24 protein-coding genes are annotated in these 23,652 nt (G+C 65.8%); 13 read left to right on the forward strand and 11 right to left on the reverse strand.

Translation table 11 applies throughout. From position 1 onward, the window contains the following. The first annotated feature begins 9 nt into the window (after positions 1-9). Positions 10-645, forward strand: coding sequence for an RdgB/HAM1 family non-canonical purine NTP pyrophosphatase (gene rdgB, locus ACV1FX_RS31465; protein WP_473121430.1), 636 nt, complete (start codon positions 10-12; stop codon positions 643-645). Further along, entirely contained in the window at positions 632-1,789 is a 1,158-nt protein-coding gene (gene hemW / locus ACV1FX_RS31470) for a radical SAM family heme chaperone HemW (RefSeq protein ID WP_473121431.1), read from the forward strand. The genes rdgB and hemW overlap by 14 nt, the downstream gene beginning before the upstream one ends. 53 nt (positions 1,790-1,842) lie before the next feature. On the opposite strand, the gene ACV1FX_RS31475 is transcribed toward hemW, so the two are convergent. Continuing rightward, positions 1,843-3,075 (reverse strand): penicillin-binding protein activator, encoded by a 1,233-nt coding sequence (locus ACV1FX_RS31475; protein ID WP_473121432.1) that lies wholly within the window; start codon positions 3,073-3,075, stop codon positions 1,843-1,845. Positions 3,076-3,318: 243 nt separating this feature from the next. On the opposite strand from ACV1FX_RS31475, the gene rsmI reads away from it, so the two are divergent. The 6 genes from rsmI to ACV1FX_RS31505 all read left to right on the forward strand — a co-directional run bounded on the left by rsmI (position 3,319) and on the right by ACV1FX_RS31505 (position 9,668). Continuing rightward, positions 3,319-4,284 carry a 16S rRNA (cytidine(1402)-2'-O)-methyltransferase gene (gene rsmI, locus ACV1FX_RS31480; RefSeq protein ID WP_473121433.1) on the forward strand — a complete coding sequence of 322 codons (966 nt, stop codon included), beginning with the start codon at positions 3,319-3,321 and terminating at the stop codon, positions 4,282-4,284. Beyond that, a complete protein-coding gene (locus ACV1FX_RS31485) occupies positions 4,271-4,678 on the forward strand; it encodes a YraN family protein (RefSeq protein ID WP_473121434.1) in 408 nt (135 codons plus the stop codon). The genes rsmI and ACV1FX_RS31485 overlap by 14 nt, the downstream gene beginning before the upstream one ends. 10 nt (positions 4,679-4,688) lie before the next feature. Further along, complete coding sequence (gene gshB, locus ACV1FX_RS31490) at positions 4,689-5,633, forward strand: glutathione synthase (protein WP_473121435.1); 945 nt, start codon at positions 4,689-4,691, stop codon at positions 5,631-5,633. A 488-nt stretch (positions 5,634-6,121) separates the two neighbouring features. Continuing rightward, positions 6,122-7,606, forward strand: a complete 1,485-nt coding sequence (locus ACV1FX_RS31495) for a type II and III secretion system protein family protein (RefSeq protein ID WP_473121436.1) — start codon at positions 6,122-6,124, stop codon at positions 7,604-7,606. 35 nt (positions 7,607-7,641) lie between these two features. Next, entirely contained in the window at positions 7,642-8,376 is a 735-nt protein-coding gene (locus ACV1FX_RS31500) for a CpaD family pilus assembly protein (RefSeq protein ID WP_473121437.1), read from the forward strand. Between the two features lie 2 nt (positions 8,377-8,378). After that, a complete protein-coding gene (locus ACV1FX_RS31505) occupies positions 8,379-9,668 on the forward strand; it encodes a CpaE/TadZ family protein (protein WP_473121438.1) in 1,290 nt (429 codons plus the stop codon). A 210-nt stretch (positions 9,669-9,878) separates the two neighbouring features. Here ACV1FX_RS31505 and ACV1FX_RS31510 read toward each other — a convergent pair whose 3' ends face one another. Further along, complete coding sequence (locus ACV1FX_RS31510; protein ID WP_473121439.1) at positions 9,879-10,658, reverse strand: tetratricopeptide repeat protein; 780 nt, start codon at positions 10,656-10,658, stop codon at positions 9,879-9,881. Between the two features lie 93 nt (positions 10,659-10,751). Next, complete coding sequence (locus tag ACV1FX_RS31515; RefSeq protein WP_283038918.1) at positions 10,752-10,997, reverse strand: PilZ domain-containing protein; 246 nt, start codon at positions 10,995-10,997, stop codon at positions 10,752-10,754. 231 nt (positions 10,998-11,228) lie between these two features. Between ACV1FX_RS31515 and ACV1FX_RS31520 the strand changes: the two genes are divergently transcribed. The 3 genes from ACV1FX_RS31520 to ACV1FX_RS31530 all read left to right on the forward strand — a co-directional run bounded on the left by ACV1FX_RS31520 (position 11,229) and on the right by ACV1FX_RS31530 (position 15,692). Then, the gene (locus ACV1FX_RS31520) at positions 11,229-12,767 is read left to right on the forward strand and encodes a YifB family Mg chelatase-like AAA ATPase (RefSeq protein WP_473121440.1); all 1,539 of its coding nucleotides are present in this window, start codon (positions 11,229-11,231) and stop codon (positions 12,765-12,767) included. A 97-nt stretch (positions 12,768-12,864) separates the two neighbouring features. Continuing rightward, complete coding sequence (locus tag ACV1FX_RS31525) at positions 12,865-13,332, forward strand: hypothetical protein (RefSeq protein ID WP_473121441.1); 468 nt, start codon at positions 12,865-12,867, stop codon at positions 13,330-13,332. Positions 13,333-13,457: 125 nt separating this feature from the next. Then, positions 13,458-15,692, forward strand: a complete 2,235-nt coding sequence (locus tag ACV1FX_RS31530; RefSeq protein ID WP_473121442.1) for a PAS domain-containing hybrid sensor histidine kinase/response regulator — start codon at positions 13,458-13,460, stop codon at positions 15,690-15,692. A gap of 34 nt (positions 15,693-15,726) precedes the next feature. Here ACV1FX_RS31530 and ACV1FX_RS31535 read toward each other — a convergent pair whose 3' ends face one another. Beyond that, complete coding sequence (locus ACV1FX_RS31535; RefSeq protein WP_473121443.1) at positions 15,727-16,890, reverse strand: branched-chain amino acid ABC transporter substrate-binding protein; 1,164 nt, start codon at positions 16,888-16,890, stop codon at positions 15,727-15,729. 191 nt (positions 16,891-17,081) lie between these two features. Between ACV1FX_RS31535 and ACV1FX_RS31540 the strand changes: the two genes are divergently transcribed. Further along, positions 17,082-17,738 carry a CGNR zinc finger domain-containing protein gene (locus tag ACV1FX_RS31540; RefSeq protein WP_473121444.1) on the forward strand — a complete coding sequence of 219 codons (657 nt, stop codon included), beginning with the start codon at positions 17,082-17,084 and terminating at the stop codon, positions 17,736-17,738. Between the two features lie 178 nt (positions 17,739-17,916). Here ACV1FX_RS31540 and coaA read toward each other — a convergent pair whose 3' ends face one another. From coaA to hisB, 7 genes are all read right to left on the reverse strand, one after another. Continuing rightward, positions 17,917-18,873: a type I pantothenate kinase gene (gene coaA / locus ACV1FX_RS31545; RefSeq protein ID WP_473121445.1), complete on the reverse strand. Its 957-nt coding sequence runs from the start codon at positions 18,871-18,873 to the stop codon at positions 17,917-17,919. Positions 18,874-18,897: 24 nt separating this feature from the next. Beyond that, on the reverse strand, positions 18,898-19,221 hold the full coding sequence (locus tag ACV1FX_RS31550) for a phosphoribosyl-ATP diphosphatase (protein ID WP_473121446.1): 324 nt from the start codon (positions 19,219-19,221) through the stop codon (positions 18,898-18,900). 81 nt (positions 19,222-19,302) lie between these two features. Further along, positions 19,303-20,079, reverse strand: coding sequence for an imidazole glycerol phosphate synthase subunit HisF (gene hisF / locus ACV1FX_RS31555; protein ID WP_027525124.1), 777 nt, complete (start codon positions 20,077-20,079; stop codon positions 19,303-19,305). A 9-nt stretch (positions 20,080-20,088) separates the two neighbouring features. Then, positions 20,089-20,835, reverse strand: coding sequence for a 1-(5-phosphoribosyl)-5-[(5-phosphoribosylamino)methylideneamino]imidazole-4-carboxamide isomerase (gene hisA, locus ACV1FX_RS31560; protein ID WP_473121447.1), 747 nt, complete (start codon positions 20,833-20,835; stop codon positions 20,089-20,091). Next, on the reverse strand, positions 20,823-21,473 hold the full coding sequence (gene hisH, locus ACV1FX_RS31565) for an imidazole glycerol phosphate synthase subunit HisH (protein WP_473121448.1): 651 nt from the start codon (positions 21,471-21,473) through the stop codon (positions 20,823-20,825). Before hisH ends, hisA begins: the two co-directional genes overlap by 13 nt. Then, a complete protein-coding gene (locus tag ACV1FX_RS31570) occupies positions 21,470-22,000 on the reverse strand; it encodes a DUF2628 domain-containing protein (RefSeq protein ID WP_473121449.1) in 531 nt (176 codons plus the stop codon). The genes hisH and ACV1FX_RS31570 overlap by 4 nt, the downstream gene beginning before the upstream one ends. 68 nt (positions 22,001-22,068) lie before the next feature. Next, entirely contained in the window at positions 22,069-22,662 is a 594-nt protein-coding gene (hisB, locus tag ACV1FX_RS31575; RefSeq protein ID WP_473121450.1) for an imidazoleglycerol-phosphate dehydratase HisB, read from the reverse strand. A 255-nt stretch (positions 22,663-22,917) separates the two neighbouring features. On the opposite strand from hisB, the gene hslV reads away from it, so the two are divergent. Beyond that, a complete protein-coding gene (gene hslV, locus ACV1FX_RS31580) occupies positions 22,918-23,478 on the forward strand; it encodes an ATP-dependent protease subunit HslV (protein ID WP_473121451.1) in 561 nt (186 codons plus the stop codon). The last annotated feature ends 174 nt before the right edge of the window (positions 23,479-23,652 follow it).

The raw sequence follows: 23,652 nt of genomic DNA on the forward strand, positions 1-23,652 counted from the left end.
CAATAGGCCATGCACCGGCGAATCACAGGCAAGCTGATCATCGCGACCCACAATCCCGGCAAGCTTGCCGAGATGCGGGAGCTGCTCGCGCCGCACGGCGTCGAGGCAGTCTCGGCCGGCGAGCTTGGCCTGCCCGAGCCGGAAGAGACAGGCAACGACTTTCGCAGCAATGCCGCGATCAAGGCCATCGCCGCTGCAAAGGCGACCAAGCTTCCGGCCTTCGCCGATGATTCCGGCATCGTGGTCGACGCGCTCGACGGCGCGCCGGGAATCTACAGCGCGCGCTGGGCGGGCCCGAAGAAGGATTTCGCCGCCGCGATGGCGCAGATCGAGCGCCTGTTGCAAGAGCGCGGCGCCACCACGCCGGACAAGCGCAAGGCGCACTTCGTCTCCGCGCTCTGCGTCGCCTGGCCTGACGATCATCTCGAGGAGGTCGAGGCGCGCGTCGACGGCACGCTGGCCTGGCCGCCGCGCGGCACCGCCGGCTTCGGCTACGATCCGATGTTCCTGCCCGACGGCCATGCGCGCACCTTTGGCGAGATGGAAAGCATCGAGAAGCACGGCCTGCCGCCTTTGGGCCTTGGCCTCTCGCACCGTGCCCGCGCCTTCGTGAAACTTGCGGAGATCTGCCTTGAGCCGCGCTGACAGGGACGCCTTCGGCGTCTACGTGCACTGGCCGTTCTGCCTGTCGAAATGTCCCTATTGCGACTTCAACAGCCATGTCCGCCACGCCGCCATCGACGAGATGCGCTTCGCCCGCGCCTTCGCTCGCGAGATCGAGACCACGGCCGCGCGCACGCCCGGCCGCGAGGTCACCTCGATCTTCCTCGGCGGCGGCACGCCGTCCCTGATGCAGCCGGCGACCGTCGGCGCCGTGTTGGAGGCGATCGGCAAGCACTGGCAGGTCGCTCGCGATGTCGAAGTCACGCTGGAAGCCAATCCCACCAGCGTCGAGGCCACGCGCTTTGCCGGCTATCGCACAGCCGGCGTCAACCGCGTCTCGCTCGGCGTGCAGGCGCTTGATGACGTCTCGCTGAAGATGCTCGGACGGCTGCACAGCGCGCGCGAGGCGCTCGATGCGGTTGCGATCGCGCGCCGCTCGTTCGACCGCTACTCGTTCGACCTGATCTATGCCCGCCCCGACCAGACGCCGGCGATGTGGGAGGGCGAGCTCCGCCACGCCATCGATGAAGCCGCCGAGCATTTGTCGCTCTACCAGCTCACCATCGAGGAAGGCACGCCGTTCTTCGGCCTGCACCAGGCCGGCAAATTGAAGACACCTGACGAGGCGCTCGCGCGCGCGCTCTATGACGTCACGCAGGAGACCTGCGACAAGCTCGGCCTGCCCGCCTACGAGATTTCCAATCACGCACGCCGCGGCGCCGAGTGCCGGCACAATCTGGTCTACTGGCGCGGCGAGGAATATGCCGGCATCGGCCCCGGCGCGCATGGCCGCCTCGACATCGACGGCATCAGGCACGCGATTGCCACCGAGAAGCGTCCCGAGGCCTGGCTGATGCGGGTCGAGACCAATGGCGACGGCGTCGTCACCGACGAGCTCCTCAACAGCGAGGAGCGCGCCGACGAATTCCTGCTGATGGGATTGCGCTTGGCCGAAGGCATCGACCCCAAGCGCTACGCCGCGCTCGCCGGCCGCACGCTCGATCCCCGCCGCATCGCGCTTCTGCGCGAGGAAGGCGCCATCACCGTCGACACGACCGGCCGCCTGCGCGTGACCAGCAGCGGATTTCCGGTGCTGGATGCGGTGGTCGCGGATCTGGCGGCGTAAGCTCTCTCCCATCGTCGTCCTGGCTTTCGCCAGGACGACGCTGAGGAAAGCAGCTACGCCCCGAAACTCTTTGGCGAGCCCGCGACCGCGACGCCGCCGCCGGTCGTCACCTTCATCACCGCTAATCCCCGCTCGTTCGTGCCATCGGCGCGGAAGCGGAACAGGCCGTCGATGCCGGCGAAGCCGGATGGGTTGGTGAGAACGTCCTGCGAGAAGCGCGTGGTGCCTTGCGTGCGCGCGAGCGCTGCGACGAGCGCGACTGCATCATAGGCGAGCGTTGCCGTGCGCACAGGCTCGGCGCCGTATTTCGTGCGGTAGCGGCCGGAGAAGGCGCGAAAGCCCGCCGGGTCGGGTGCGGCGTAGAGACCGCCTTGGAGCGCCTGGCTGGCATAGACGCGCGGATTGTCCCACAGCCCCGTGCCGAGCAGCTGGATGTTACGCAAATTGGCGCCTGCCGCTGTCAACGCATCGGCCACCGCGACGACGGAATCGCCGTCATCGGCGATGAACAGCGCATCCGCGCTGCCAAGCGCCTGCGCGACGTTGCGCGCCGGCGTGGCGCGATCGCCGCCGAATTTCTCGAATGCGACCACGCGCCCGCCCCGCCGCGGCACCGCCGCCTTGAAGGCCGCCTCCACCACATTGCCATAGGCATTCTCCGGCAGCAGCGCCGCGAAGGAGCGCTTCCCGATGCTGGCGGAATATTCGACGATGCGGTTGACGTCCGACTCGGGCAGGAAGCTCAACAGGAAGACACCGCGGCCGGCGATGCTGGCATCGGTCGAGAACGCCATCACCGAGATGCCGCGCGTGCGCGCGACCTGCGCGACAGCCGGCACGGATTGGGCGAACAGCGGACCCAAAATGATCTCCGCGCCTTCGTCGACCGCCTGCTGCGCGCCGCCTTGCGCGCCCTGCGGCGTGCCGTTGTCGTCCTTGATCAGGAGCTGAATGTTCGGGTTCTGGAATTCGGCGAGCGCCATTTCGGCGGCGTTGCGCATCGACTGCGCGGCGAGCCCGGCATTGCCGGCGGCCGACAGCGGCAGGATCAGGCCGACCTTCACCCCGCCGTTGCCGGCAGTGGTGGCCTGCTGCGGCGGCCCCGCGGGCGCCGGCTGGGGACTGGAGAACTGGCTCAGGGTCTGCTGCACGCCGGTGCAGGCAGACAGCAAGGGCGTGCCGAGCAAGATCCCAAGCGCGCCGCGCCGGGTCGCCCCCGACGATCGGGGCCCGGAGGTGGGAGACTTCCCGGAGATGGAAGACTTGGGGTAACGCGGGCCCGGCATGGCAGCTCTTCGTAACGACCAGCCGATTTTTGAGGGCCGGTCAGGACTTCACCTCCGCAAGGGAGGACGCGGATTGCAGCATATTGTCGACGAATAGTTAACCAAAACAAAAGGATAATGACCGCTTAACGCGGCTGCCCTTCGACCATGGCAAGCTGCCCGCCGACTTTTGCGAGACTGCACCAACGCGGGCTTTTCGCCGCGAATATGGCGCAAGCGCGTCTCTCCCGTTAAGTATCCATTATGCGCGCAAAGACCGCCCCGATAAATACGCCTGAAGGTGCGGTGGAACCCCACGCACGCGGTTTTGCCATTGGCGCCCATCACTTTTCAGCCAGCAAGGCGGCGCCGGGCCTCTACCTCGTCGCCACCCCCATCGGCAATCTCGGCGACATCACCTTGCGGGCGCTCGAGACGCTGGCCGGCGTCGACATCGTCGCCTGCGAGGACACAAGGATCACGCGACGGCTGACCGAACGTTACGGCATCGCTGTGCAGCTCAAACCCTATCACGAGCACAATGCGGAGGCGGCCCGGCCAAAGATCCTGGAGGCGCTTGCGCGAGGCGGCTCGATCGCGCTGGTCTCCGATGCCGGCACGCCGCTGATCTCCGATCCCGGCTTCAAGCTGGTGCGCGAGGTTTCCGCCGCTGGCCACGCGGTGTATGCGCTGCCCGGCCCGTCCTCGGTGCTGGCGGCCCTGTCGGTCGCCGCGCTGCCGACCGACCGCTTCTTCTTCGAAGGCTTTTTGCCTGCCAAATCAACCGCGCGCCGCAAGCGCGTCAGTGAGCTCGCCCGGATCGATGCGACGCTGGTGCTGTTCGATTCCGGCAATCGCGTGCAGGAGACGCTGGCCGATCTCGCCGAAGTCATGGGCAACCGCGAAGCCGCGATCTGCCGCGAGCTGACGAAGCTTCACGAGGAGATCTCGCGCAGCTCCCTCAGCGAGCTCGCGCGCCGAGCGGACACGCTGGAGACCCGCGGCGAATTCGTGCTGGTGATCGGCCCGCCGGCCGCCGATGTGGAGGAGATGACGCCGGATGCGCTCGACGAGCTCCTGCGCGAACAGCTCGCGACCGGCAGCGTCAAGGACGCCGTCGCCCATGCGGTCGAGCTCTCCGGCCGTCCGCGCCGCGAAGTCTATGCGCGTGCGCTTGAGCTTGCCAAGAGCCTGCAAAGGAACCTGCGGGGCGGCGATGACGAAGACTGACGGCGCCCCGCCGGCGGAGCCGAAGCCCCCCTCGCCCGAACGCATCGCCGCATTCCAGACCGGCATTTCCGCGGAAAGCCGCGCCGCGGCCTTCCTGATCGCCAAGGGCTATCGCATCCTGGCGAGACGCTTCCGCACGCCGCATGGCGAAATCGACATCGTGGCGCGCCGGCGCAATCTGATCGCCTTCGTCGAGGTCAAGGCCCGCGCCAGCCTCGATGACGCCGCCTTCGCCGTAACGCCGCGCCAGCAGCAGCGCATCATCGACGCCGCGCAAGGGTGGCTTGTCGCGCATCCCGAGCATGCCGAATTTGAATTGCGATTCGACGCCATGCTGATTGCGCCGCGGTCACTTCCACGCCATGTGTTGGCGGCATTCGACGCCTCGACCTGAAAGGCAGCCCATGAAACTGAACGTCGCCGTCCAGATGGACCCCATCGCCCGCATCAACATCAAGGGCGATTCCACCTTTGCGTTGCTTCTGGAGGCGCAGAAGCGCGGCCACGGGCTGTCCTATTACACGCCCGACAAGCTGTCGCAGGTCGGCGACGAGCTGGTCGCACCGGTGCAGCTCCTCACCGTGCGTGACGAGCCCGGCAATCACTTCACTCTCGGCGAGCCTCGGCGCGAGGCGCTGAACGGCTTTGACGTGGTGCTGCTGCGCCAGGACCCGCCGTTCGATCTCGCCTACATCACCTCGACGCATTTCCTGGAGCGGATTCATCCGAAGACGCTGGTGGTCAACGATCCCGCGAGCGTGCGCAACGCGCCGGAAAAGCTGTTCGTGATGAACTTTCCGCAGCTGATGCCGCCGACGCTGATCTCGCGCGATCTCGACGAGATCAACGCCTTCCGCGAACAGCACGGCGCCGTCGTCATGAAGCCCCTGCACGGCCATGGCGGCGCCGCGGTGTTCCGCGTGATGCCGCAGGACATGAATTTCGGCTCGCTCTACGACATGTTCTCGGTGACCTTCAAAGAGCCCTGGGTGATCCAGCAGTTCATCCCCGAGGTGAAGCACGGCGACAAGCGCATCATCCTGGTCAATGGCGAGTTCGCCGGTGCCGTCAATCGCGTCCCGGCCCCCGACGATCTCCGCTCCAACATGGTGCGCGGCGGCGCGGCGCAGGCAACCGACCTCACCCCGCGCGAACGCGAGATCTGTGAAACGGTCGGGCCGGCACTGCGCGAACGCGGCCTGCTGTTCGTCGGCCTCGACGTCATCAACGACCGCCTCACCGAGATCAACGTGACCTCGCCTACCGGCATCCGCGCGATCGCGCGGCTCGGCGGGCCGGATGTCGCGGCGAAGATCTGGGACGTGATCGAGCAGAAGCGAAGCAAGTAAGGTTGCACGCGCCGCCACTTCCCCACGTCGTCCTGGACAAGCGAGCAGAGCAAGCGCCGATCCAGGACCCATTACCCCAACGACTCGTTTTGACGGCGGCCGTGTGGCCTCTACCTCCTGCTGCAACAACTCCCTGGGGTATTGGGTCCTGGCTTTCGCCAGGACGATATTGAGGCAAGACGCTTCACTCGACCGCAACAGGCTTTCGCTTCGCGAGCTAACCACGCGTTCACCATGTCGCGTCACGCACAGACACAAAACGGCTGTGCTCTTGCGTGAATCTACGGAGTTCTCGCATTCCGAATAACGCGGCGTTCACCATGCAGCCAAAACGGGCTGCGTGACCGGCGATCACATTCGGCCTCGCAACACCCCTTATACTTTTACTGCCTACTCATCGATGACGAGGGAACCCGCCACGTGCGGTTCGAGTGCCCGCGTAAGTGATGGGGATACCCGGGATGACGAGTGGGGAGTATCGGAACGCGATGCGCATTCGGGGGAATGGCGCACGTTCTTTCGGGCTGGGGATCATGCTGATGCTGGGCCTCGCCGCAGCACCGGCGATTGCGGCAGACGCACCGGTCGGCGACCAGACCCCGGTGCAGGCGCCCGATCTCGGCGTGTCGCCGGTCGCAACGACCGCTCCGGCCAGGACCCGCTTCCTGGCGCTCGGCGTCGGCAAGTCGGTGGTGATCGACCTGCCGCGCGACGTGAAGGACGTGCTCGTCGCCGATCCCAAGATCGCCAACGCCGTGATCCGCTCCTCACAGCGCGCCTATATCATCGGTGCCGCGGTCGGGCAGACCAACGTCGTGTTCTTTTCGGCAGACGGCCAGCAGGTGGCCTCCTACGACATCGCGGTGAAGCGCGACCTCAACGGCGTGCGCGCCGCACTCCGGCAGTCGATGCCGGGCGTCCAGATCGAAGGCGTCGGTGACGGCGTCATGCTGACCGGCTCGGTGTCGAGCCCGGTCGAGGCGCAGCAGGCCGGCGACGTCGCCGCAAAGCTGGTCGGCGGCACCGACAAGGTCGTCAACAACATCGTCGTGCGCGGCCGCGACCAGGTGATGCTGAAGGTCGTGGTCGCCGAAATGCGCCGCGACATCATCAAGCAGATGGGCGTCGATCTCAGCGCGAGCCTGAATGCCGGCACGGCGGTCGTGAGCTTCAACAATTCCAACCCGTTCTCGGTCAGCGGCGGACCGCTGGTCAGCAACAACGGGCTCGGGCTGGGCGCCCTCTCCAAGGGCAATGTCACGGTCGCCGCGACCATTCGCGCGATGGAGAGCGCCGGTGTCGTGAAGACGCTTGCCGAGCCGAATCTCACCGCGATCTCCGGTGAATCGGCGACCTTCATCGCTGGCGGCGAATTCCCGATTCCGGGAGGCTATGCCTGCGATCCCGTCACGCATGTCTGCACCACGCAGATCTCCTACAAGAAGTTCGGCATCTCCCTGAACTTCACGCCGGTGGTGCTGAGCGAGGGCCGCATCAGCCTGCGCGTGATGACCGAGGTCTCGGAGCTGTCGAACACCAATTCAATCACCGTCTCGCAGTCGATCTCCTCGAGCTCCACGAGCTCCGTCACGATCCCCTCGATCCAGACCCGCCGCGCCGAGACCACGCTCGAGATTCCGTCAGGTGGTTCGATGGCGATGGCCGGCCTGATCCAGCAGCAGACCAAGCAGGCGATCAACGGCCTGCCCGGCTTCGACCAGATTCCGGTGCTTGGCCAGCTGTTCCGCAGCCAGGACTACGTGAACAACGAAACCGAGCTGATGGTGATCGTGACGCCCTATGTCGTGCGCGCGGTCGCGCAGAAGGAACTATCACGGCCCAATGACGGGTTTGCGCCGCCATCGGATTCGCAATCCGCGCTGCTCGGCCGCATGAACCGCCTCTACGGCATCGCGAGCCACGTCGATCCCGTCACCGGCTACCAGGGCGATTTCGGCTTCATCATCGACTGAGACGAAGGAAGCTTCAACACGAGGGGGATGAAGCGATGACGAGACTACCGGTCGATTGCCGCAACAGGCTGCGCCTCGCGGTCGCGCTGATGGGGCTCGCCGTCACGCTCGGTGCGTGCAACACCACCGAGGAGGTCATCACCCAGACGGTGCCGACCGACTATCGCCAGCGCCATCCGATCGCGGTGCAGGAGGGCAAGCGCTCGATCGTGATCTTCGTCGGCCAGGCCCGCGGCGGCCTGTCGGGGGCGCAGCGCGCCGACGTCATGGGCATCGCGCGGGACTGGGCGCATGAAGGCACCGGCGCCGTCGTGGTCGACGTGCCCGTCGACACCAGGAACGCCCGCGCTGCGGCTGCGACCTACCACGAAATCCGCTCGGTGCTGGCGGCCGGCGGCGTGCCCGCGCGCGGCATCGTGCAGCGCCCCTATCGCCCTGATGATCCCGGCCTGCTTCCGACCATCCGGCTGAGCTATTCGAAAATCGCCGCGGTGGCAGGCCCCTGCGGATTGTGGCCGGAGGATACCGGACCCTCGATCTTCGACCCCGGCTACAACGAGAACAAGCCGTACTTCAACCTCGGCTGCGCGACGCAGCGCAACCTCGCGGCGATGATCGACAACCCCGCCGATCTCGAGCAGCCGCGCGCCGAAACCCCTGCCTATACGGAGCGGCGCGCGATCGCGTTCGAGCGCTACCGCAAGGGCATGCCGACCTCGACGACCTATCCCGACGCCGACAAGGCCAAACTCAGCGACACGGGCAAATGACAATGAGCGGCCAATACGAAGACGACGCCGACGGTCCGCAGCACCCCGACGAGCACATTGCCCCGGTCCCGCGGGTCTCGGTGCAGGCGTTTTGCGAGACCGAGCAGACCTACGACGCCATCAGCGCGGCCGGCCAGGATCGCCGGCTTGCGAAGGCCCATCTCACCGTCAAGGAAGGCGGGCTTGCTGCGGCGGTCGAGGCCTACAGCACGATGCCGACGCCGAACGTGATCGTGATCGAATCCGACGGCACGCGCGACATCCTCGAGGGGCTCGACGATCTCGCCGGCGTCTGCGATCCCGGCACCCGCGTCGTCGTGATCGGCAATCCCAGCGATGAGGCGCCCTATCGCGAGCTGGTGCGCCGCGGCGTCAACGACTACGTGATCGGACCGGTCGAGACCATCGACGTGGTGCGCTCGATCTGCAGCCTGTTCTCGGCCTCCGAGGCCATCATCACCGGCCGCGTCATCGCGGTGGTCGGCGCCAAGGGCGGCGTCGGCGCATCCACGGTCGCGCACAACGTCGCGTGGACCATCGCGCGCGATCTGGCGCTCGATTCGGTCGTGATCGATCTCGATCTTGCCTTCGGAACCGCGAGTCTCGACTTCAATCAGGATCCTGTGCAGGGCATCGCCAACGCGGTGCTGACGCAGGAGCGCCCCGACACCGCGCTGATGGAGCGCCTGCTCGCCAAATGCACCGAGCGTCTCAGCCTGCTCGCCGCACCCGCTAGCCTTGACCGCGTCTATGATTTCGGCGCCGAAGCCTTCGACGCCGTGTTCGACACGCTGCGCATGACTACGCCCTGCATCGTGCTCGACGTGCCTCATCAATGGTCGGGCTGGACGCGTCGCGCGCTGATCAACGCCGACGACATCGTGATCGTGGCCGAGCCCGATCTCGCCAACTTACGCAACACCAAGAACATGCTCAGCGTGCTCAAGGCGGCGCGGCCGAACGATCGGCCGCCGCTCTACTGTCTGAACCAGGTCGGCATGCACAAGCGCGCGGAGATCGAGGTCAAGGCCTTCGCCAAGACCATGGAAAGTCAGCCGGTCGCGGTGATTCCCTTCGATTCGAAATTGTTCTCGACCGCGGCCAATAACGGCCAGATGATCGCCGAAGTCTCCAGGAGCCACCGCACCGCCGAGACGTTCCAGAACCTCGCCAACCGGCTTGCCGGCCGCGGCGAGGTCAAGAAGCCGAGGCAATCGCTGCTGGCGCCGCTGCTGAAGAAACTGAAGGGCAAGCCGAAGCGCGAATCCGCGCCGCATCGCAAGGCGTCGTAGGGCATGATGGCTTTTGGTTGAAACGATTGGGCCACCAGCTCGTTCAACCTCTCCCGCTTGCGGGAGAGGTCGCCGCGAAGCGGCGGGTGAGGGCTTTTTCCTCTTGGGGGTTCTCGATTGTGAAGACACCCTCTCCCCAGCCCTCCCCCCGCGGAGGAGGAAGCGCACCTTCCTCGAGGCAATCCCATCACGCTCTAGCGGCGAGCGGAGCTACTTCTCCGCGCGCTGCTGCTTCTTGATGAGGAGCTGCCGCAGCGCCGCGACCTTGGCCTGGGCTTCGTCCGGCGGCAGATCGGCCTTGACGATGCCTTCGGCCTCGGCCTGGCGTCCCTGTAGTCCGACCACGAATGCGAGATTGGCCCGCACGCGCGCGTCCTGCGGCGCGCGCTCATAGGCGCGGCGCAGCGTCGCCTCCGCCTTGGGCAGATTGTTCTGCAGCACGTAGGACAGTCCGAGATTGGACAGCACCGACGGCTCGTCCGGCACGATCTTCAAGGCGCTGCCGTAATATTGCTGCGCCTCCTCGTTGCGGCCGAGCTGATCGAGCACCGTGCCTTGCGCCGACAGGATGTGCCAGTCGGGATCCTCCGGCGTATGCGCGCGGCTCAGCACATCGAAGGCCTGCTGGAAATCGCCGTTGTCGGCGAGCGCGCGGCCATAAGCCGCAAGCAGCGGCTTGTTGCTGGAATGGGTGAGCACGGCCTGCTCGAGCACGGCGACGGCCTGCGAGCGCTGGCCGTTTTCACGCAGCGCCTTGCCGTATTGCAGCGCGACCTCGGGATCGCTTGGGGTTGCCCGGTAGCGCTCGCGCAAGGCGTCGATACCGGGCTTGGCCTCGCGGGTCTTTTCCGACCTGGTGCCGAGCGCGCCCGTGATGTCCTCGAGCCCGGTGGTCTGGCAGCCGCAAAGTCCTAACGCGAGAAGCGCGGACAGCAGCAATCGCGCCGGGGAAGAGACAAGGCACGAATACTGGGACGAACGCTGGGACATACTCTGATCTACCGTCGGCGACTGATCAGAGATGCTTTCCCGATTAACGCTAATTTCCCGTTAAGGACGGCCGTCCGGCCGCCCCAATCGATTTCAATCGATGAATTCGGCGCCGAATTCGCAGCCGATGCGCCAGCGGAGCTGGCACTGGCGGGAATAGTCCGGCGCGAAGATGATGGTGAACTGCGGCGGCACTTCGAGAAACTCCGCCACCACTTTCACGCCGCCATCGGAAATATCCGTGATCGTGCAATCCCTCGGCAGCGAGCCCGCGCCAAGATGAATCTTGGCAAGCCGACTGCACACCCGACGTTCGCTTCTCCGGCGATTTGCAAGCATCTCGATTTGTTCACTTGTTAGATCACGGCCCATCCCGCGCTCTTACAGGTACCCGACATTCGTTGGGATGTGCTGAGCGGATCGGCTCGCATTCGAGGCTTACTGTCCCCGTCCCGTTTACGCCTCGTTAGGAAGTGCCTGGAGGGGTGGATAAACGTTCCCGTATTGTTCTTGCCAGCCGAACGGCCGCCTGCTACCCTCGATTGTGCATGAGGGCAGGCTGGTTCGAGCATGGTTCAACGGGTTTCTACCGTCGCCTTTGAGGGAATCGAGGCGCGCGCCGTCGACGTGCAGGTGCAGGTCGCCCCTGGCCTGCCGGCCTTTGCGATCGTCGGTCTTCCGGACAAGGCGGTGTCGGAGGCGCGCGAGCGGGTGCGCTCGGCGCTGATCGCCTCGGGGCTGGCGCTGCCGGCACGGCGGATCATCGTCAATCTGGCGCCCGCCGATCTGCCCAAGGAGGGCAGCCATTACGACCTGCCGATCGCGCTCGGGCTGATGGCGGCGATCGGCGCCATTCCGCCCGATGCCCTCACCGGCTTCACGGTGCTCGGCGAGCTCGGTCTCGACGGCTCGATCGCGCCGGTGGCCGGCGTGCTGCCGGCCGCGATCGGCGCCAATGCCCGCGAGGAAGGCCTGATCTGTCCGGCCGCCTGCGGCTCGGAAGCGGCCTGGGCGAGCCCGGACATCCAGATCATCGCAGCACACTCGCTGATCCAGATCGCCAACCACTTCAAGGGCACGCAGGTGCTGTCGCGGCCCTCGCCGAAGGTGCATGAGGCGGCCGCCTCCCCGCTCGACCTTCGCGACATCAAGGGCCAGGAAAGCGCCAAGCGCGCGTTGGAGATTGCCGCTGCCGGCGGACATCATCTGCTGATGACCGGCGCGCCCGGTGCCGGCAAGTCGATGCTGGCCGCGCGGCTGCCCTCGATCCTGCCGCCGCTGTCGCCGGGCGAACTTTTGGAAGTCTCGATGATCGCCTCCGTCGCCGGCGAGATCGAAGGCGGCGCGCTGACCTCGCGGCGTCCGTTCCGCTCGCCGCATCATTCCGCCAGCATGGCCGCGCTGACGGGCGGCGGCGTGCGCGCAAAGCCCGGCGAGATCTCGCTCGCGCATCAGGGCGTGCTGTTTCTCGACGAACTTCCGGAGTTCGATCCGCGCGTGCTGGATTCGCTGCGCCAGCCGCTGGAGAACGGTGAGGTTTCGGTGTCGCGCGCCAATCACCGCGTCACCTACCCTGCCCGCTTCATGCTGGTCGCTGCGATGAATCCGTGCCGCTGCGGCAACGCCTTCGAACCCGGCTATGCCTGCAAACGCGGCCGCATCGACCGCTGCACGGCGGACTACCAGGCGCGCATCTCGGGTCCTCTGATGGACCGCATCGATCTGCGCATCGAGGTGCCTGCGGTGACCGCGGCCGACCTGATCCTGCCGCCGCCGGCGGAAGGATCGGCGGAAGTCGCCGCGCGCGTCGCCGCGGCGCGCGACATTCAGCGCGCGCGTTATCAGGCCGCGGGCATGCCGAACGTCCGCACCAATGCGGAGGCACCGGCCTCGGTGCTCGAGGAGATCGCCAAGCCCGACGCGCAGGGCCAGAAACTCTTGCGCGATGCCGCCGAGACCATGCGGCTGTCGGCGCGCGGCTATCACCGCGTGCTGCGGGTGGCGCGCACGCTGGCCGACCTCGACAACACCGAGACGATCGGACGGCTGCATCTCGCCGAAGCCCTCTCCTACCGCGCACTCGCGGAGGATGTACGCCAGTTGGCGTGACGCGCATTCGTATCAACCCCGCGGTAACGAGTTTCCTTTACGCTCTGCAAACCATAAGGCCCACGCGTTCATCTCGGGCCTTGGCGAGTAGAGTGTCATGTTGCGTTTCAAGTTCCTGGCTTCGGTTGTTCCCCTCATGGCGGCGGCAGTGCTGGTGCGCGGCGGCCCCGGATCGACATCGCATCCCTGCATCGCCTTCGGCGAGACACCGGTCGAGCTCGCATCGGTTCCCTGGACTGCCGGCCTGCATGTTGCCTTCACCGACGACCCTGCCCGCGCCACCGTCCGCGTCGAGATCACCGAGACGGCGGAGGCTGCGGATTTCGTCCTGGTCGATGACGGGCCGACCGCCGAGACGGACGCTTGCCAATCCGGCGCAGCAACTCGCCTCGTCGCGATCTCCGCGCATCCGAGCAGCGACGCCCCGGTGATCTATCTTTCCAGCGAAGGGCCGGCGGACTACCGCATCTATGTGCGGTCGAAGACGTTCTCGGCCCGCGATGCCGCCGCGCTGATCGTCGGCGCCGCCGGAGGACATCGACACCTGCAGGCGGCCTCGCTCTGAGGCGTTAACGTTTCGTCAACCCTGTTTCGAGCAGCCGCAAAACCTAAAACTGTTCGCAAGGTCGGACGACACATCGTCATCGCGGGCGGGCAAAGGAAGTTCAGGAAGGGTCAGGATCTTTGGCGATGGGTCGGTCGTTCCGGTTCAAAGTGCGCATGCGCCGCTTCAGGCGCCGCCATCCCAGGATCGCCTTCGCGATCCGCTCCTTCATGATCTTCTCGGCGACGTTCGGCGGCGCCTACGGCTTCATCGCCGGCAGCCGCGCCGAGAAATCCGGCTACGATCCCAACGCCTTTGCGATCGGCGCGAGCTTCTTGTTCGCCCTCGCCTGCCTCGGGCTTGCCACGCTCAGCATGCGGCTGCGCTTCGTCAACAAGCGGCTGCGCACGCTCGCGACGCATAACGAGGCGCTGGTCGATCGCAATTGGGAGCTGAAGGAGGCGGAGGAGCGCGCGCGCAGCCTCTTCGAATCGCAGGGCGATCTCATCGTGCTGCGCGACACCCAGGGACGCATCACCTTCGCCAATGACGCCTATTGCGAGCTTGCCGGGAAGGCGCGCAGCGCACTTGTCGGCACGCGCTTCGATTTCGACGTGGTGGAGCAGGGCGACAGCGCGCTCGAAAGCAACGGCACGCGCATCCACGACCAGAAGATCGCAACCCCGATCGGCGCGCGCTGGATCGCCTGGCGCGAGGGCTTGGTGCGGCTGGACGCCGGCCAGCCGGCCGAGCTCCAGAGCGTCGGCCGCGACGTCACCGATCGCACCGAGACCGAACGCGCGCTTTCCGAGGCCCGCGACCAGGCCGATGCCGCCAACCGCGCCAAGTCGCGCTTCCTCGCGATGGCAAGCCACGAGATCCGCACGCCGCTCAACGGCATCATCGGCATGAGCAGCCTGCTGCTCGACACCACGCTGACGCCAGAGCAGACGACCTATGCGCGGGCCGTGAAAACCTCGGGCGAGGCGCTGACCGCGCTGATCGAGGAGCTGCTCGATTATTCCAAGATCGAGGCCGGCAAGCTCGACCTCGAGCAGCGTCCCTTCGCCTTGTCGACCTTGATCGAGGAGATCACGGAGCTGCTCGCGCCGCGCGCGCAGGCAAAGAACCTCGAGATCGCGGCCTATGTCGACGAGCGCCTGCCGCTCGACGTCACCGGCGATGCCGCGCGGCTGCGCCAGGTGCTGCTCAATCTCGCCGGCAATGCCATCAAGTTCACCGCGCATGGCGGCGTCGCGCTGATCGTCGAGCCGGGCCTCTGGCCGAACGAGATCAGCTTTCTGGTGCGCGACACCGGCATCGGGATCGCGCCCGAGGCGCAGTCGCGCATCTTCCGCGAATTCGAGCAGGCCGACGAGCGCGTCGCGCGCACCTATGGCGGCACCGGCCTTGGCCTTGCGATCAGCGAGCGCATCGTCAAGCGCATGGGCGGGCGGATCACGCTGGAGAGCGAGCCGGGCAGGGGTTCGACCTTCGAGGTCTCGATTCCGCTGGCGCCAGCCCAGGCCAGCACGGAACAAACCACGTTTCCGACCCCCGACCTCACCGGCAAATCGATCCTGCTGATCGCTGGCTCAGGCATCGAAGCCTCGCTGATCGCGCGGCGGCTGGAGCGATGGGGCGGCCAGACCTGTTCGGTCTCGGACGTCGACGTCGCACTGGCGCTGCTGCCGGAGCGCTCCTGGCATGCCGTGCTGATCGATCGCGCGCTCGGTCCGGAGGTAGCGGCGCGGCTTGGCGATGCGGCGCGCAGCCATGCCGTGCAGCGGCTGGTGCTGCTCACACCCGCCACGCGGCACGAACCCTTGTCGCCGGCCTTTACGGGCTATCTGGTGAAGCCGCTGCGCGCCGCCTCGCTCGCTGCACGCCTGTCGCTGACGCCGGAGGTCACCTCGCCCGAGCTTGCGCCACAGCCGCCGGCCGAGGCATCCGTGACGCGGTCCGCCGTGATAAAGGGTCTGTCGATCCTGGTCGCAGAGGACAACGAGATCAACGCGCTGTTGATGCGATCGCTGCTGACCCGGCTAGGGCACCGCGTCGTGATCGCAACCCATGGCAAAGCAGCGCTGGAGTCGTGGCTCGCGGCGAAGTCGGCGGGCACGCCGTATGATCTCGTGCTGATGGATATCCAGATGCCGCGGCTCGACGGCATCGAAGCGGCCATGCGTATCCGCGCGCATGAAGCAGGCGAGGGGGCTCGCCGCACGCCGATCCTGGCGCTGACCGCGAACACGCTGGTGGAAGATCGCTACGCCTGTTTCGAAGCCGGCATGGACGGATTCCTGATCAAGCCGCTCGACCGCGAGAAGCTGGAGGAGGCGCTCGCCGGCCTCGCGGCATCACGGCATCTGGCGGTGTAGCCGGGATTTCTCCGTCGTCATTGCGAACGAAGCCTCACTCGCCGATCTGGTCGACCTGCTTGAAATGGTCGCCCTCGACCACGTTGACGAAAATGACGGCCGATTTGTTGTCGCCTTTGTCGGTCCATTGTACCGGCCTCGCATAGGCGATGCCCTGGAACGTCAGTTTTCGCAGCGCCGCCACGACATCGGCACGTGTTGGCAGGCCTTCCTTCGCCTTGGCGGCCTCGGCGATCGCGGCCATCAACACCCGCGCTGAATCATAGGAGCTCGCGGCATAGTTGTTGATGGGGCCGTACCTCGCGATGTACCTCGCGCCGAACTCGGACGAGCCGGGCACGGCGCCGATGGCGGGTGCGGCGGAGAGAATGCGAACGCCTTCGGCGCTCGTCGCCGCGCCGTCGGCCGCCTGGATGAAGGCCTTGGTGTCCCAGCATCCGTCGCCGCAGCTGAACAGCTGGGTCAGGCCCTGCGCGCGCATCTCCTTGAGGATGAGCGCGCCTTCGCGAATGCCGGCAAAGAACAGCACGTCGAAATCCCTCGGCCAGGATTTGACGAAATCGGTAAAATCCTTCTCGCCGACCTTGACCGATTTGCGCGCGACCACGGTGCCGCCGGCGCCGAAGCCCGCAACGAACTGGTCGGCGAGGCCGACGCCGTAGGACGTCCCGTCGTCGACCACGAGCGCGCGCTTCTTGCCCAGCTTCTCCATCAGGTAGCGTGCCAGCCCCGGTCCCTTCCGGTCGTCGCGATTGGTCAGGCGGAAGATGGTGGCAAAGCCGCTTTCCGTCACTTGCGGGTTCGACGCCATCGGCGTGATCACAGCCAGCGAGCAGTCCGCATAGACCTGGCCGGTGGCGATGGCGACGCCGCTGTTGACGTGGCCGACCACGCCCAAAACGGCGGGGTCATCGCAAAACGCCTTGGCGGCGGCCCTTCCGGTCTCGGGATCAGCCTTGTCGTCGATCGCCGTCGCAACGATTTTGGCGCCGGCGACGCCGCCCGCCGCGTTCTGCTCATCGACCGCGAGGTCCACGGCCTGTTTCATCTCGACGCCGAAACCCGCCGAGGTCGTGGTCAAGGGACCCCCGATGCCGATCTTGACGTCCTTGCCGGCCAGTTGGGCGGCGGAGGGCTCCGCAACCGCAAGAGCGAGAACGGACGCGAGCAGGGGGAAAGCACCGCGACGACAGGTCATGGTAACCTCCAAAGATCGTTTTAGAGGTATCAGGCTGTCACGCACCCCGGCACCAGTCAACAATCGATAGGCGGTTACAGCTTTTCGCTTGCCCCGTTCTTCGAAAACGCCTGAGATGGAGCGGCTTCATCACGGAGCGGCCGGCCCGGAACATTGCGGCAAGCGGACTTCGTGCAGTTTGATGGTTACACATGAGCACTATCCCGCGGACCCAAACCGTGCTCCCACCCTCGCGTGCCGGCAGCCTCGATCTCGTCGGCGGCGAGCTGGCGTGGGATTTCACCAACACGTCGTCGGCGCGCGGCTCGGCCGCGCATCAGGAGCACCTGAGGGATTTCGACACACTGATGCAGTGGGTCGAGCACGCCCGTGTCATGCCGCCCTCCGATTGCGCCTATATCCGTGCGCAGTTGTCAGGTCATCCGCGACGTGCGCGCCACGCCTTCGCGCGGGCCATCGAGCTGCGCGAGCTGATCTGGACGATCGGCACCGCGCTCGCCGAGCAACGACCGGTCCCCGCGAAGGCCCTCGATCAGTTGTCGGCCGCCCACGCTGAACATTTGCGCCACGCCGAGATGCGGATGCGCCTGGGCAGCTACATCTGGGTGTTTGATCCGCGCCGCGACATCGAAGCTGCGATCCTCGGCCCCATCACGATGTCCGCCTTGACGCTGTTGATGGAAAAGGACCTCTCACGCACCAGGCGCTGCGCGGGCCAGGAATGCGGCTGGCTGTTCTTCGACACCACCAAGAACAACCGCCGCCGCTGGTGCGAGATGCGCGTCTGCGGCAACCGCGCCAAGGTCCGGGCCGCCCGTGACAGGCAGAGGCGGGCGCGAAAGGGTTGAGCGGGGCTTGACGGTTGTGTGAGCAGGCGATCTTCCGATCGTCGTCCCGGAAAAGCGAGCAGAGCGAGCGCGATCCAGGATCCATTGCCACAGGGAGAAGTTGACGAAGATTCGCGGTTGTCAGCTCGCGCCCCAACTACGGCCTGGGTCCTGGCTTTCGCCAGGACGGCACTGAAACCTACAGCCGTCGCAGCGCCACGCTTTCCACCACGTGATCGGCGCCCTTCTTCAGGATCAGCGTCGCGCGGGGGCGGGTGGGGAGGATGTTGTCTTCGAGATTGGCGAGGTTGGTGCGCTCCCAGATCGCGGTCGCGGTCGCGGTCGCTTCCTCGTCAGACAGCAGCGCATAGCGGTGAAAGTAGGACCTGGGATCAGTGAACGCAGTGTCCCTGAGCGCCAGGAAACGCTTCACATACCATTGCCGCAACGCCGCTTCGTCGGCGTCGATATAAACCGAGAAGTCGAAGAAGTCGGAGACGACAGGCACTGCTTTGCCATCGCGCGGCAGCTTGCCGGTCTGCAGCACGTTGACGCCTTCGACGATCAGGATGTCGGGCTGATCGATCTCGACCCATTTGTTCGGCACGATGTCGTAGGTGAGATGTGAATAGACCGGCGCACGCACGGGATGGCGGCCCGCCTTGATGTCGGAAAGGAAGCCGAGCAGCAGCGGCAGGTCGTAGCTTTCCGGAAAGCCTTTTCTCTGCACCAGGCCCTGCCGCTCCAGCACGGCAAGGGGATAGAGAAATCCGTCCGTCGTGATCAGATCGACCTTCGGTCGCGGCGACCAGCGCGCGAGCAGCGCCTGAAGCACGCGGGCGGTGGTGGATTTTCCGACCGCCACGGAGCCTGCGACGCCGATGATGTAGGGCATCTTGCGATCGCGGATATTGAGGAATTGGCGCTGTGCGTAATACAGGCGCTGCATGGCATCGACATAGATCGATAGCAGGCGCGACAGCGGCAGGTAGATGTCCTCGACCTCCTGCAAGTCGAGGCGGTCATGCATGGAGCGGAGACGGTCGAACTCACCCGGCTCCAGCGTCATCGGCGTATCGTCGCGCAACCGCGCCCATTGCTCGCGCGTGTAGACGCGGTACGGATTGTACTGCTGCTCGGGTGCACGGATATCCATGACGCAGCCTTTCTACTCGTCTTGCTACTCGCTCTTGCGCGACGCCTTCTCTTCCAACCCTGACATCGACGTCCGCTTGTCCAGCGCCGCCTCGACCTCCTCCAGCTTTACGCCACGTGCCTTGAGCAGCACAAGGAAGTGGTAGAGCAGGTCGGCGCTTTCGGAGATCAGATGCGCGCGATCGTTTTCGACTGCTGCGATTACGGTTTCGACTGCTTCCTCGCCGAACTTTTTCGCGCAATGTTCCGCGCCCTTGTCCAGGAGCTTGCGGGTATAGGACACCTCGCCACCGGCCGCGGCGCGGGCATCGATGGTTGCGGCCAGATCGTGGATCGTGAAACGCGACATACAAAATACTCAGAAACACATGCCGGCCTCACCGGCCGGTCCAGACACATGCCTGTGTAGCATCATTACGAAGTGGAGTCGTCAGGCATCCAGCCGCATCGGCAGGCCGCGGCGGGCCATATGGTCCTTGGCCTCGCGGATGGTAAATTCCCCGAAGTGGAAGATCGACGCCGCCAGCACCGCGGTGGCGTGGCCGTCGCGGATGCCGTCGACGAGGTGATCGAGATTGCCGACGCCGCCCGAGGCGATCACGGGGACGGGAACGCTGTCGGCGATCGCCCGGGTCAGCGGTATGTCAAAGCCCTGCCGGGTGCCGTCGCGGTCCATCGAGGTGAGCAGGATTTCACCGGCCCCCAGCGACACCACCTCCTGGGCATATTCGATGGCATCGATGCCGGTCGAGTTGCGTCCGCCATGCGTAAATATCTCCCAGCGGTCGGAGCCGCCGGGACGCTTGACGCGCTTGGCGTCGATCGCGACCACCACGCACTGTTCGCCGAACTTTTCGGCGGCTTCCTTGACGAACTCGCGCCGTGACACGGCCGCGCTGTTGATCGAGACCTTGTCGGCGCCCGAGCGCAGCAGCGTCTTGATGTCATCGACCTTGCGCACCCCGCCGCCGACGGTGACCGGCATGAAGCAGGCTTCCGCAGTACGCCGGACCACGTCCAGCATGATGCCGCGGTTCTCATGGGTCGCGGTGATGTCGAGAAAGCAGAGCTCGTCAGCACCGGCGGCGTCATAGGCGATCGCCGCCTCGACGGGATCGCCGGCATCGCGCAGATCGACGAAGTTGACGCCCTTGACGACCCGGCCGTCCTTGACGTCGAGGCAAGGGATCACGCGCACCTTGAACATCTGAATCTCCTAAGCAGCGCGCGCGTTGCGGATCAGGGTGAGGGCGCTCGCCGGATCGAGCCTGCCGTCATAGAGCGCACGACCGGCGATCGCACCCGCAAGCTTTTTGGCTCGCAGCGTCAGCATGGCCTTCACATCTTCGATCGAGGCAAGGCCGCCGGAGGCGATCACGGGGATGGAGATGGCGTCGGCAAGCGCAATCGTGGCGTCGAGATTCAAGCCCTTGAGCAGTCCGTCGCGGGCAATGTCGGTGAAGATGATGGCAGCGACGCCGGCATCCTCAAAGCGTTGCGCGATTTCCAGCACCGTCACCTGCGATGTCTCGGCCCAGCCTTCGACCGCGACCTTGCCGTCGCGCGCATCGAGCCCGACGGCGACACGGCCCGGGAATTTCTTCGCTGCGCTCTTCACCAGCTCCGGATCGCGCACGGCGGCGGTGCCGATGATGACGCGGGTGATGCCCTTGGCGAGCCAGGCTTCGACGGTTGCGAGATCACGAATGCCGCCGCCGAGCTGCACCGGGATCTGAAGCGTCTTCAGCATGGACTCAACGGCGTGCGCGTTCACCGGCTTGCCGGCAAAGGCGCCGTCGAGATCGACGACGTGGAGATACTCAAATCCCTGCGCGGCAAAGCTTTGCGCCTGCGCCGCGGGATCGAGGTTGAACACGGTGGCGCGCGCCATGTCGCCTTGCTCAAGGCGCACGCATTGGCCGTTCTTCAGGTCGATGGCGGGGAAGAGGATCACGGCTTCCATCTCAAAAAGTTCGAGATCAAAGCGAGGCCGAAGCGCTGGCTCTTCTCGGGGTGAAACTGTGTGCCGATGGCGGTGTCCCTGGCCACGATGGCCGTGACCGGCCCGCCATAGTCGGCGCGCGCAAGCACGTCCGCCTCAAAGGCGGCATTAAGGTGATAGGAGTGCACGAAATAGGCGTGCTGCCCCTTCGGCCCCAGCGGCAGCTTGTCCAGCACCGGGTGCTCGCGCAGCAGATCGAGCGTGTTCCAGCCCATGTGCGGGATCTTCAGGTTTTCATCGCGCGGGGCGATCTTCTCGACGTCGCCCGCGATCCAGTTTAGCCCGTCGGTCGTGACGTGCTCCTTGCCCCGGCTCGCCATCAGCTGCATGCCGACGCAAATGCCGAAGAAGGGCCGCGCCTTGACGCGCACCGCTTCGGTGATCGCCTCGACCATGCCGTTGACGGCATCGAGCCCACGCCGGCAGTCGGCGAAGGCGCCGACACCGGGCAGCACGAGACGATCGGCGCTGTAGGCCTGGTCCGGATCGCTGGTCACGAAGACCTTCTGCCCATCCTCCATGCCGCGCGCGGCGCGCTCGAAGGCTTTCGCTGCGGAATGCAGATTGCCGGAACCGTAATCGATGATGGCAACGCTCATCGCGACCCTCCCGGTTCTGGAAACAATCCAATGATGCCGCCGGACGGCAAGGGCGGCGGGTTTGAGAACGGCTGACCCGGCACAGAGCGGGTCGGCGGCGGGCCGCCGCGATCGACGGCCCATTGATCATTGACGATGCCGCGCTGTGTCTTGCTCCAGCGTTCGAAGAAGCGGCGCTCGGCAGTATCCTGATCATCGGCGATCACGACATCGAGCTGACGCCAATTGCGCCGCGACAGCGTCCAGCGGCGCAGGCTCGACGCTTCGAGGCCCATCAGGAGGGCCAGAACGATATCAGCAAAGAAGATCGAGGAGCGGCCGACGCCGAGGCTCGAAAGCCCGGCCTGGAACGCGGCGAAGAAGATCACCCAGCCGAGCAGCGCCAGCCACAGCCGGTGCCACAACAGCCAGAACGGGCCGAAGATCATCGCCCAGACATGAAAGCCGTCGCGCACGAAGACGAAGCTGTCCGTCGCGCGCAGGTCGGCGCCGCTGGGGCCGGGAGCATGAACTGTGTAGGCAGGCATGTCGGATGCCCCGTTCTCAGAAGGTGTTTGATACCGCCGACGGCGCCCATCGCCGCGAGACGGAGATGTCAGCCGCCGAGCGAGCCCTTGGTGGAGGGCACTTCGCCCGCCGTCTTTGGGTCGATCGCCACGGCGGTGCGCAGCGCCCGCGCCAGACCCTTGAAGCAGGATTCGGCGATATGGTGGCTGTTCTCGCCATATAGGGTCTCGACGTGGAGAGTCACGCCGGCGTTCATGGCGAAGGCATTGAACCACTCGCGCACGAGCTCGGTGTCGAACTCGCCGATCTTGTCGCGGGGGAAGTCGGCCTTGAACACCAGGACCGGGCGGCCCGAGATGTCGATCACGACGCGCGACAGCGTCTCGTCCATGGGCATGTGGACACTGGCATAGCGGGTGATGCCCGCCATGTTGCCGAGCGCCTGCTTGACGGCCTGGCCGAGCGCGATGCCGGTGTCTTCGGTGGTGTGGTGATAATCAATGTGCAGGTCGCCCACCGCCTTGACCGTGAGGTCGATGCGGGAGTGGCGGGCGAGAAGATCGAGCATATGGTCGAAAAAGCCGATGCCGGTCGCGATATTGGACACGCCGGATCCATCGAGGTTCACGGATACCTCGATGTCGGTTTCCTTGGTCTTGCGCTTGATCGTCGCGGTGCGCATTGAAGCGAGCTTTCACTCTTGGATGTGAGCATGATCTCCTCGGAAAACCGGCGCCCACTTTTCCGGATCATGCTCGTTAGGGCCGAAAACGGCGGTCTTTTAACAGCCAAATCACGCCTTCGCTACTGCGGGAAGGCCGGGGCGGGGCTCTACTTCTGCCTATGGTGAGCGAATTTAGGGCCGGAGCGGCCCGTTGTGCGCCCGTTGTGCCTTTGGGCCGGACCGCCTAAATCAGGCCGGACAACGAGGTACTTCATGCAGGATTCCCAGAACAGCCCGCAGGTCTGGCACGGCACGACGATCGTAACGGTCCGCAAGGGCGGCCGGGTGGTGGTCGGCGGCGACGGACAGGTTTCGATCGGCCAGACCGTGATCAAGTCCAACGCCAAAAAGGTCCGCAAGCTCGGCAAGGGCGACGTGATCGGCGGCTTTGCCGGCGCGACCGCGGACGCCTTCACGCTCTTTGAGCGGCTGGAATCCAAGCTCGAGCAATATCCGGGGCAGTTGACCCGGGCCGCGGTCGAGCTCGCCAAGGACTGGCGCACCGACCGCTATCTGCGGCGGCTCGAGGCCATGATGATCGTGGCCGACAAGGAGGTCTCTCTGGTCCTGACCGGCACCGGCGACGTGCTGGAGCCCGAGGCCGGCGTGATGGCGATCGGCTCGGGCGGCAACTATGCGCTGGCGGCAGCCCGCGCCCTGCTCGACACCGACAAGGACGCCGAGACCATCGTCCGCCGCTCGCTCGACATCGCCGCCGATATCTGCGTCTACACCAACCGCAACGTGACCATCGAAAGCCTGTCGAGCGGTTAGGACTATCTGTAAATGAACAGCGTCGCTCCAAGTCCGGTGTAACCTCTCCCGCTTGCGGGAGAGGTCGCGCCGAAGGCGCGGGTGAGGGTTCTCTCCACACCGGGAGTGTCCCGATGCGGAAGCACCCTCTCCCCACCCCTCTCCCGCAAGCGGGAGAGGGAGCACAGCACCACC

It is taken from the genome of Bradyrhizobium ingae, from assembly GCF_055791185.1.

Excerpts from the sequence above, each read along its gene's own strand:
- ACV1FX_RS31520 (WP_473121440.1), top strand. The coding sequence starts at position 11,229 with ATGGTTCAACGGGTTTCTACCGTCGCCTTTGAGGGAATCGAGGCGCGC.
- gshB (WP_473121435.1), top strand. The coding sequence starts at position 4,689 with ATGAAACTGAACGTCGCCGTCCAGATGGACCCCATCGCCCGCATCAAC.
- coaA (WP_473121445.1), bottom strand. The coding sequence starts at position 18,873 with ATGGATATCCGTGCACCCGAGCAGCAGTACAATCCGTACCGCGTCTAC.
- hslV (WP_473121451.1), top strand. The coding sequence starts at position 22,918 with ATGCAGGATTCCCAGAACAGCCCGCAGGTCTGGCACGGCACGACGATC.
- ACV1FX_RS31530 (WP_473121442.1), top strand. The coding sequence starts at position 13,458 with ATGGGTCGGTCGTTCCGGTTCAAAGTGCGCATGCGCCGCTTCAGGCGC.
- hisH (WP_473121448.1), bottom strand. The coding sequence starts at position 21,473 with ATGAGCGTTGCCATCATCGATTACGGTTCCGGCAATCTGCATTCCGCA.
- hisA (WP_473121447.1), bottom strand. The coding sequence starts at position 20,835 with ATGGAAGCCGTGATCCTCTTCCCCGCCATCGACCTGAAGAACGGCCAA.
- ACV1FX_RS31515 (WP_283038918.1), bottom strand. The coding sequence starts at position 10,997 with ATGCTTGCAAATCGCCGGAGAAGCGAACGTCGGGTGTGCAGTCGGCTT.
- hisF (WP_027525124.1), bottom strand. The coding sequence starts at position 20,079 with ATGTTCAAGGTGCGCGTGATCCCTTGCCTCGACGTCAAGGACGGCCGG.
- ACV1FX_RS31525 (WP_473121441.1), top strand. The coding sequence starts at position 12,865 with ATGTTGCGTTTCAAGTTCCTGGCTTCGGTTGTTCCCCTCATGGCGGCG.
- rdgB (WP_473121430.1), top strand. The coding sequence starts at position 10 with ATGCACCGGCGAATCACAGGCAAGCTGATCATCGCGACCCACAATCCC.
- ACV1FX_RS31500 (WP_473121437.1), top strand. The coding sequence starts at position 7,642 with ATGACGAGACTACCGGTCGATTGCCGCAACAGGCTGCGCCTCGCGGTC.
- ACV1FX_RS31505 (WP_473121438.1), top strand. The coding sequence starts at position 8,379 with ATGAGCGGCCAATACGAAGACGACGCCGACGGTCCGCAGCACCCCGAC.
- ACV1FX_RS31540 (WP_473121444.1), top strand. The coding sequence starts at position 17,082 with ATGAGCACTATCCCGCGGACCCAAACCGTGCTCCCACCCTCGCGTGCC.
- rsmI (WP_473121433.1), top strand. The coding sequence starts at position 3,319 with ATGCGCGCAAAGACCGCCCCGATAAATACGCCTGAAGGTGCGGTGGAA.
- ACV1FX_RS31535 (WP_473121443.1), bottom strand. The coding sequence starts at position 16,890 with ATGACCTGTCGTCGCGGTGCTTTCCCCCTGCTCGCGTCCGTTCTCGCT.
- ACV1FX_RS31510 (WP_473121439.1), bottom strand. The coding sequence starts at position 10,658 with ATGTCCCAGCGTTCGTCCCAGTATTCGTGCCTTGTCTCTTCCCCGGCG.
- ACV1FX_RS31495 (WP_473121436.1), top strand. The coding sequence starts at position 6,122 with ATGCGCATTCGGGGGAATGGCGCACGTTCTTTCGGGCTGGGGATCATG.
- ACV1FX_RS31550 (WP_473121446.1), bottom strand. The coding sequence starts at position 19,221 with ATGTCGCGTTTCACGATCCACGATCTGGCCGCAACCATCGATGCCCGC.
- ACV1FX_RS31475 (WP_473121432.1), bottom strand. The coding sequence starts at position 3,075 with ATGCCGGGCCCGCGTTACCCCAAGTCTTCCATCTCCGGGAAGTCTCCC.
- ACV1FX_RS31485 (WP_473121434.1), top strand. The coding sequence starts at position 4,271 with ATGACGAAGACTGACGGCGCCCCGCCGGCGGAGCCGAAGCCCCCCTCG.
- hisB (WP_473121450.1), bottom strand. The coding sequence starts at position 22,662 with ATGCGCACCGCGACGATCAAGCGCAAGACCAAGGAAACCGACATCGAG.
- ACV1FX_RS31570 (WP_473121449.1), bottom strand. The coding sequence starts at position 22,000 with ATGCCTGCCTACACAGTTCATGCTCCCGGCCCCAGCGGCGCCGACCTG.